Origin of the sequence: Micromonospora parastrephiae (genome assembly GCF_016802865.1) — a bacterium.
GTDB classification, from domain to species: domain Bacteria; phylum Actinomycetota; class Actinomycetes; order Mycobacteriales; family Micromonosporaceae; genus Micromonospora; species Micromonospora parastrephiae.
Genome location: NZ_JAEVHM010000011.1, coordinates 57,672 through 65,789, shown reverse-complemented (window position 1 = coordinate 65,789; position 8,118 = coordinate 57,672). Strand labels below are relative to the sequence as shown.

Below are 8,118 nucleotides of genomic sequence, written 5' to 3'. Positions count from 1 at the left end.
GTGGTGCACCAGGTCGCCGGTGGTCAGATCCTCGGTCTTCTCCACCACCCAACCGCGGTCCGACCGGGGGTTCTACTAGGACTAGTTCGCCTACCTGTTCTCCGATTGTGGTGCGCGCTTCGGTTGGCAGTCCGACGTCGGTGATCAGCACGTCGGCGGCCTCCAGCGGGGCGATGGTGGCGATGCCGATCGTCTCCCACTTGGTGTGGTCGGCCAGCACCACCAGCCGGCGGGCGGCGCCGATCAGGCACCGGTTGACCCCGGCCTCCAGCAGGTTCGGCGTGGTGAAGCCGGTGCGTGGGCTGAGCCCGTGCACGCCGAGGAACAGCAGGTCGACGTTGAGCGCGCTGATCGCCGCCTCGGCGACCGGCCCGGTCAGCGCGTCCGACGGGGTGCGGATGCCACCGGTCAACACGACCGTCTGGTCGGCGCGCGGATTCTGGTACAGCGCGTCGGCCACCGGGATCGAGTTGGTCACCACGGTCAGCCCCCGCACGTCGGACAGGAGCGTGGCCAGCGCGGCGGTGGTGGTGCCGGCGGACAACGCGATGGCCATCCCCGGCTCCACCATCCTCGCGGCCCGCTCGGCGATCGCCCGCTTCTCGGCCTGTTGGCGGACCGACTTGGCGGCGAAGCCGGGCTCCTCGGCCGAACCCGGCCCGGCGAGCGTCGCGCCGCCGTGCACCTTGTCGACCAGGCCGCGCTCGGCCAGCACCTCCAGGTCGCGCCGGATCGTCATGTCGGACACGCCGAACCGGCTGACCAGGTGACTCACCCGCACACCACCGCGCTGGCGGATCAGATCGAGGATGGCGGTCTGCCGCTGCTGGGCGAGCATCTGGGGAACCTCCTTCGCGCCGTGGCCGTCGCCTGGGTCAGACCGGGTCGTCGGCCCGGTCCTCACGGACGACCGCCACCTCACCGGCCGGCACCGTCAGCTCACCGGCACACCGCGCGCCGGTCAACAACTCCACGCCGGCCGCCGGGAGCCGGATCTCCGCCCCGGTGTGGTTGATGACGAACAGCCAGGTCCGCTCGCCGTCGCGTCGTCGTACCACCTCCACCCCGGACGGCGCCGGCGCCGCCGGGCGGACGGCGGCCTCGTCGACGAGCCGGGCGACCAGCCGGTCGGTGGCCGGCTCGTCCAGTCGGGTGCCGACGTACCAGGCGGCGCCCGCGCCGACCCGGTGCCGGGTCAGCGCCGGCACGCCGGGCAGAGGGCCATCGGTGTACGACGCCAGCACCTCGGCGCCGTCGGGGTGCAGCCATTCGGTCCACACGTCGGCGGTGCTGCCGTCGTCCAACCGGACCTGCTCGCCCTCGCGCAGTGGGAAGAACTCCTCGGTCCGTACGCCGAGCAGCTCGCGGAACGCCCCCGGGTAGCCGCCCAGCCGGATGTGGTCGTTCTCGTCGACGATGCCGCTGAAGTAGGTGACCGCGGCCGTGCCGCCGGCCTCGACGTACCGGTGCAGTGCGTGGACGTCGGCGTCGCGGACGAGGTAGAGGGTGGGCGCCAGGACCAGCCGGTAGCCGCTCAGGTCGGCCGACGGGTGGACGATGTCGGCGGTCACGCCGGCTCGCCACAGCGCGCCGTACAGGGCGTTGAGCCGGTCGGCGTAGGTGACGTCGGCGCTGGGGTGCGAATCCAGCTCCACCCCCCACCACGCCTCCCAGTCGAACAGGATCGCCACCTCCGCGTCGACCCGGCTGCCGCGGACCTCGGCCAACGCCTTCAGGTCCGCGCCGAGCTGGCAGACCTCGCGGAACACCTTGGTGTCCGGGCCGGCGTGCGGCACCAGCGCGGAGTGGAACTTCTCCGCTCCGGCCCGCGAGGCGCGCCACTGGAAGAACAGCACGCCGTCCGCGCCGCGGGCGACGTGCGCCAGGCTGTTGCGGCGCAGCTGCCCGGGAAGCTTGGCCACGTTGCGCGGCTGCCAGTTGACCGCGCTGGTGGAGTGTTCCATCAGCAGCCACGGATCGCCGCCGGCGACGCCCCGGGTGTGGTCCGCGGCGAGCGCCAACCCGAGGTGAGCCTGCGGGTCGGCGGCGGTCAGGTAGTGGTCGTTGGAGACGAGGTCCACGTCGGCGGCCCAGGAGTGGTAGTCCATGTGCTTGACGCCCGTGCCGACCATGAAGTTGGTGGTGACCGGCTGGCGGACCAGCGTCTTCAACACCTCCCGTTCGGCGCGCAGTTGGGCGCGCTGCTCGTCGGAGGAGAAGCGCAGGAAGTCCAACTGCTGCGTGGGGTTGGCGAAGGTCGGCGCGACGCGCGGCGGGTTGATCTCGGCCCAGTCGCCGTAGCGCTGGCTCCAGAAGGCGGTGCCCCAGGCGTCGTTGAGCCGGTCCAGGTCGCCGTAGCGCTCCCGCAGCCATCCCCGGAACGCTTTGGCGCTGACATCGCAGTAACAGTGCACGTTGTGGCAGCCCAGCTCGTTGGAGACGTGCCACATGACCACGGCGGGGTGTTCGGCGTACCGGCCGGCGACCGCGCGTACCAGCTCAAGTGACCGCTCGCGGAACACCGGGGAGCTGGGACAGTACGCCTGCCGGCCGCCCGGCCAGAGAATCGCGCCGTCGGCTCGGCGGGGCAGTGTCTCCGGGTGTGCGCGGGCCAGCCAGGGTGGCGGGCTGGCGGTGGCGGTGGCCAGGTCGACCTGGATGCCGCCGTCGTGCAGCAGGTCCAGGATCCGGTCCAGCCAGCCGAACTCGAACCGGCCCGGGGTGGGCTCCAGCAGCGCCCAGGAGAAGATGCCGACGGAGACCAGGTTGACCCCGGCCCGACGCATCAGGTCGATGTCCTCCGACCAGGTCTGCTCGGGCCACTGCTCGGGGTTGTAGTCGCCGCCGAAATAGATGCTGTCACCCTGCCATGGCCGCATGACAGCTGAGAGTGCACCGGGCGGTGCACGGAAGTCAACAGGTTCCAACATCGACTTCCTTTCCAACGTTTACTACGTAACGGCCGTGTCACGACTGGGTTATCAGAGGCGAACTGCCCTCTTGACAGCGGCCTGCGGACGGGTAGCTTGAGGCCCCAATGGCCGTTCGTGTTCACCAATGTGGATTCTCGGTGGATCCCGATGTGTAACACGACGCCGGACCCGACTTTCGCCACCCCCTGACGGCCCTTGGGCGTAGCACCTCTTCATTCGCAGGAGGCACAGATGTCCCGTCCCCGATCCCAAGCCGAGTACCTGGCTCGGCTCGTACCGCCCTCCGTCGCCGGCATCAACCGACGATCGCTGCTGGCCGGCGCCGCCGGCACGGGCGCGCTGCTCGGCACCGGCCTGCTCGCCGGCTGTGGTGACGACTCCGGCTCCGGGTCCGACTCGAAGAACGTGTCGGTCGGCTCGAACCAGTCCGACCCGAAGCCCAAGGACGTCACCGCGAAGGTCATGGACGGGTTCAAGACCTCGTCCGGCATCGAGACCGCGATCAACACGGTCGACCACAACACGTACCAGGAGAACATCAACAACTACCTGCAGGGCAAGCCGGACGACGTCTTCATGTGGTTCGCCGGCTACCGGATGCGCTTCTTCGCGGCCAAGGGCCTGGCCAGCGACATCAGTGACGTGTGGGGCAAGCTGTCCGGCTTCTCCGACGCCTTCAAGAAGGCGTCCACCGGCGACGACGGCAAGCAGTACTTCGTACCGTCGTCCTACTACCCCTGGGCGATGTTCTACCGCAAGTCGGTGTGGAAGCAGTACGGCTACCAGGTGCCCACGACCCTGGACCAGCTCACCGCGCTCAGCGCGCAGATGAAGAGGGACGGCCTCACCCCGATCGCCTTCGCCGACAAGGACGGCTGGCCGGCGATGGGCACCTTCGACATCCTCAACCTGCGGATCAACGGCTACCAGTTCCACATCGACCTGATGGCCGGCAAGGAGGCCTGGACCTCCGACAAGGTCAAGAAGGTCTTCGACACCTGGGCCGGCCTGCTCCCCCTGCACCAGCCGGACAGCCTCGGGCGCACCTGGCAGGAGGCCGCGCAGTCGTTGCAGCAGAAGAAGAGCGGCATGTATCTGCTCGGTCTCTTCGTCGGCCAGCAGTTCAGCAACGAGGAGCAGGACGACCTCGATTTCTTCACCTTCCCGGAGATCGACCCGTCGATCGGGGCGAAGGCGCTGGACGCGCCGATCGACGGATACATGATGGCCCGCAAGCCCAAGAACAAGGCCAACGCCGAGAAGCTGCTGGAGTACGTGGGCGGCAAGGCCGCCGCGGACATCACGATCAAGAACGACCCGGCCACCCTGGTCGCCAACACCGGCGCGGACGTCAGCGGCTACACCGCTCTGCAGAAGAAGGCGGCCGAGCTGGTCGGGTCGGCCACCGAGATCGCCCAGTTCCTCGACCGGGACACCCGGCCGGACTTCGCCTCCACGGTGATGATCCCGGCGATCCAGCAGTTCATCAAGAACCCCAAGGACATCGACGGGCTCACCTCGTCGATCGAGAGCCAGAAGAAGTCGATCTTCACCGACTGACGGCGGAAGGGGGAGGACATCGTGTCCGACCTGCCCCTGATCCAAGCGGATCGCGCCGTGCCGCCGCCGGCCGCGACCACCTCCACGGGTGGTCGTCGCCGGCGGCTACGGCTCCTGTCCCGCACCGACCGCGTGGTCATCACGCTGATGGTGCTCGTCCCGCTGCTGCTCGTCACCGGCTTCGTCTGGCTGCCCGCGGCGGCCACCGTGCTGCTCTCCGGCACCAACTGGGACGGCATCGGCCCCCTCAACGAGATCGAGTTCATCGGCGCGCGCAACTACAGCGACGTGGTGAACATCTACCCGCCGTTCGTGCCAGCGATCCAGCACAACCTGCTCTGGCTGGCGGCGCTGTTCGTGGTCGCCACCCCGTTCGGCATGTTCCTCGCCGTGCTGCTCGACAAGGAGCTGCGCGGCAGCCGCTTCTACCAGACCGCGCTCTACCTGCCGGTGGTGCTCTCGCTGGCACTCATCGGCTTCGTCTGGCAGCTGCTCTACTCCCGTGACCAGGGTCTGATCAACGCCGTCTTCGGCAGCAACATCGACTGGTACGGCGACTCGAGCGTCAACATCTGGGCGGTCATGATCGCGTCCGGGTGGCGGCACGTCGGCTACATCATGCTGCTCTACCTGGCCGGGCTGAAGGGCGTCGACCCGTCACTGCGGGAGGCCGCCGCGGTCGACGGCGCCTCGGAGAGCCGGACGTTCTTCCGGGTCGTCTTCCCGGTGCTGCGGCCCATCAACATCATCGTGCTGGTGGTGACGGTGATCGAGTCGCTGCGCGCGTTCGACCTGGTCTGGGTGGTCAACAAGGGCCGCAACGGGTTGGAGCTGATCTCCGCGCTGGTCACCCAGAACGTGGTGGGTGAGGCGAGCCGGATCGGCTTCGGCTCGGCACTCGCGACGATCATGCTGGTCGTCTCGCTGGTCTTCATCACCATCTACCTGGCGACCGTGCTGAGGGAGAACCGGCAATGAGCACCGCGACCGTGACCCGGCGTACCGAGGGTGGGGCCGAGGGCCCGACCCGCCGCAAGCTGACCCCGTTGCGGCTGCTGTTGCACGGCTTCCTCATCGCCGTCGCGCTGATCTGGCTCTTCCCGATCGCCTGGGCGGTGCTGACGTCGCTGCGCTCCTACGAGTACACGGCCGCCAACGGCTACGTCTCGCTCGGCGGCTGGACCCTCGACAACTACGTCACCGCCTGGCAGACCGCGGAGTTCGGCAAGCACTTCCTCAACTCGGTGTACATCACCGTGCCGGCGGTGCTGCTGACGCTCTTCCTCGCCTCCTGCGTGGCGTTCGTCATCGCCCGGTTCAGCTGGAAGCTCAACCTCGTCCTGCTCGGGATCTTCACCGCGGCCAACCTGCTGCCCCAGCAGGCACTGCTCATCCCGCTGTTCCGGATGTTCACCGAGGTGCCGCTGCCGGAGTTCATGAGCGACTCGGAACTGCTCTACGACAGCTACTGGGGCCTGATCCTGATCAACGTGGCCTTCCAGTGCGGCTTCTGCGTCTTCGTGCTCAGCAACTACATGAAGGCGCTGCCCCGCGACCTGTACGAGGCGGCGATGGTCGACGGGGCGAGCATCTGGCGGCAGTACTGGCAGGTCACCATGCCGCTGTGCCGGCCGGCCCTGGCCGCGCTGGCGACGCTGGAGGTGACCTGGATCTACAACGAGTTCTTCTGGGCCACCGTCCTCATGCGCACCGGCGACAAGTTCCCGGTGACCAGCTCGCTGAACAACCTGCGCGGCGAGTTCTTCACCGACAACAACCTGGTCTCGGCGGGCAGCGTGCTCGTCGCGATCCCCACCCTGGTGATCTTCTTTATGCTCCAGCGGCACTTCGTTCGGGGCCTGACCTTGGGAGCCTCAAAGGGATGACGATCCTGCACCTGCGCCGCGCGCGGACCAGCCTGGTGCTCGACGCGCGCGGCCCGGGGCTGCCCCGGGTCGTGCACTGGGGCGGCGACGTCGGCGACCTCGACGACGACGGCCTGCGCCAACTCGCCGGCGCGACCGTACCGCCGGTGGTGCCCAGCAGCTTCGACGAGCCGACCGTGCTGTCCCTGCTGCCGGAGCCGAGCGCCGGCTGGAGCGGCCGGCCAGCTCTGGCCGGGCACCGCGACGGGCGGGACTGGTCCACCGCGTTCCGGCTGGACGGTCTCGACGTCGACCAGCCCGTCGAGGGCCCGGCACGGGTGAGCGTGCGGGCGTCGGACCGGGCCGCCGGGCTGGCGCTGAACATCGAGATCGCGCTGGATCCGCACGGCCTGCTGACCATTCGCCACCGGCTGCGCAACGACGGCGACAGCGCGTACGAGCTGCGGGAGCTGACCCCGGTGCTGCCGGTGCCGGCGGTCGCCACCGAACTGCTCGACCTGACCGGACGTTGGTGTCGGGAACGCTCCCCGCAGCGGCACCCGTGGCAGCAGGGCGCCTGGGTCCGCGAGGGCCGGCACGGACGTACCGGGCACGACGCCACGCTGCTGCTGGTGGCCGGCACCGCCGGGTTCGGCTTCGGCCACGGTGAGGTCTGGGCGGTGCACACCGCGTGGAGCGGCGACCACGTCACATTCGCCGAGCGCCGCCCCACCGGCGAGTCGACCCTCGGCGGCGGCGAGTTGCTCGGCACCGGCGAGATCCGGCTCGACCCCGGCGAGTCGTACGACACTCCCCTGCTCTACGCGGTCTGGTCCGACGCGGGGCTGGACGGGCTCAGCGACGTACTCCACTCCCACCTGCGGGCCCGGCCCGGGCACCCGCGCTCCCCCCGCCCGGTGACCCTGAACGTCTGGGAGGCGGTCTACTTCGACCACGACCTGGACCGGCTGCGCGCCCTCGCCGACCGGGCGGCGCAGATCGGCGTGGAACGGTTCGTGCTCGACGACGGGTGGTTCCGCGGCCGGCGCGACGACACCGCCGGGCTCGGCGACTGGTACGTCGACGAGGGCGTTTGGCCCGACGGCCTGCAACCGCTCATCGACCACGTGACCGGTCGGGGCCTGGAGTTCGGCATCTGGGTGGAACCGGAGATGGTCAACCCCGACTCCGATCTGTTCCGCGCGCATGCCGACTGGCTGCTGGCCGTACCGGGGCGACTGCCGCCGGCCTGGCGCAACCAGCAGGTGCTCGACCTGGGCCGCCCCGAGGTGTACGACTACCTGCTGGGACGGCTCGACGCGCTGCTCACCGACCATCCCGGGATCAGCTACCTCAAGTGGGACCAGAACCGGGATCTCACCGAGGCCGGACACCTCGGGCGCCCCGGCGTGCACGCGCAGACCCTGGCGGTCTACCGGCTCCTCGACGAGTTGCGCCGACGCACCCGGGCGTGGAGATCGAGAGCTGCTCGTCCGGCGGCGCCCGGGTGGACCTGGCCATCCTGGCCCGCACCGACCGGGTCTGGGCCAGCGACTGCAACGACGCCCTGGAACGGCTCAGCATCCAGCGCTGGACCGGGCTGCTGCTGCCACCGGAACTGGTCGGCACACACATCGGTCCGGAGCGGTCGCACACCACCAACCGCGTACACGACCTGGGCTTCCGGGCGGCCACCGCGCTGTTCGGCCACCACGGCATCGAGTGGGACATCGCGTCCATCGGCGCCGCCGAGCAGACCG

The 8,118-nt window shown here is 69.6% G+C and carries 4 protein-coding genes and 2 pseudogenes; 4 read left to right on the top strand and 2 right to left on the bottom strand.

From position 1 onward, the window contains the following. Positions 1 to 73: 73 nt before the first annotated feature. Positions 74 to 838, bottom strand: a pseudogene (locus tag JNW91_RS04780) (DeoR/GlpR family DNA-binding transcription regulator); the annotation flags it as partial. Between the two features lie 37 nt (positions 839 to 875). Beyond that, positions 876 to 2,879, bottom strand: coding sequence for a beta-galactosidase (locus tag JNW91_RS04775; protein WP_203173714.1), 2,004 nt, complete (start codon positions 2,877 to 2,879; stop codon positions 876 to 878). Positions 2,880 to 3,164: 285 nt separating this feature from the next. On the opposite strand from JNW91_RS04775, the gene JNW91_RS04770 reads away from it, so the two are divergent. From JNW91_RS04770 to JNW91_RS04755, 4 genes and pseudogenes are all read left to right on the top strand, one after another. Next, the gene (locus JNW91_RS04770; RefSeq protein ID WP_203173713.1) at positions 3,165 to 4,493 is read left to right on the top strand and encodes an ABC transporter substrate-binding protein; all 1,329 of its coding nucleotides are present in this window, start codon (positions 3,165 to 3,167) and stop codon (positions 4,491 to 4,493) included. A gap of 21 nt (positions 4,494 to 4,514) precedes the next feature. Beyond that, positions 4,515 to 5,471, top strand: a complete 957-nt coding sequence (locus tag JNW91_RS04765; RefSeq protein ID WP_203173712.1) for a carbohydrate ABC transporter permease — start codon at positions 4,515 to 4,517, stop codon at positions 5,469 to 5,471. Further along, positions 5,468 to 6,379 (top strand): carbohydrate ABC transporter permease, encoded by a 912-nt coding sequence (locus tag JNW91_RS04760; protein WP_203173711.1) that lies wholly within the window; start codon positions 5,468 to 5,470, stop codon positions 6,377 to 6,379. The genes JNW91_RS04765 and JNW91_RS04760 overlap by 4 nt, the downstream gene beginning before the upstream one ends. Next, positions 6,376 to 8,114, top strand: a pseudogene (locus JNW91_RS04755) (alpha-galactosidase); the annotation flags it as partial. The gene JNW91_RS04760 and the pseudogene JNW91_RS04755, both read left to right, overlap by 4 nt. Positions 8,115 to 8,118: the final 4 nt, after the last annotated feature.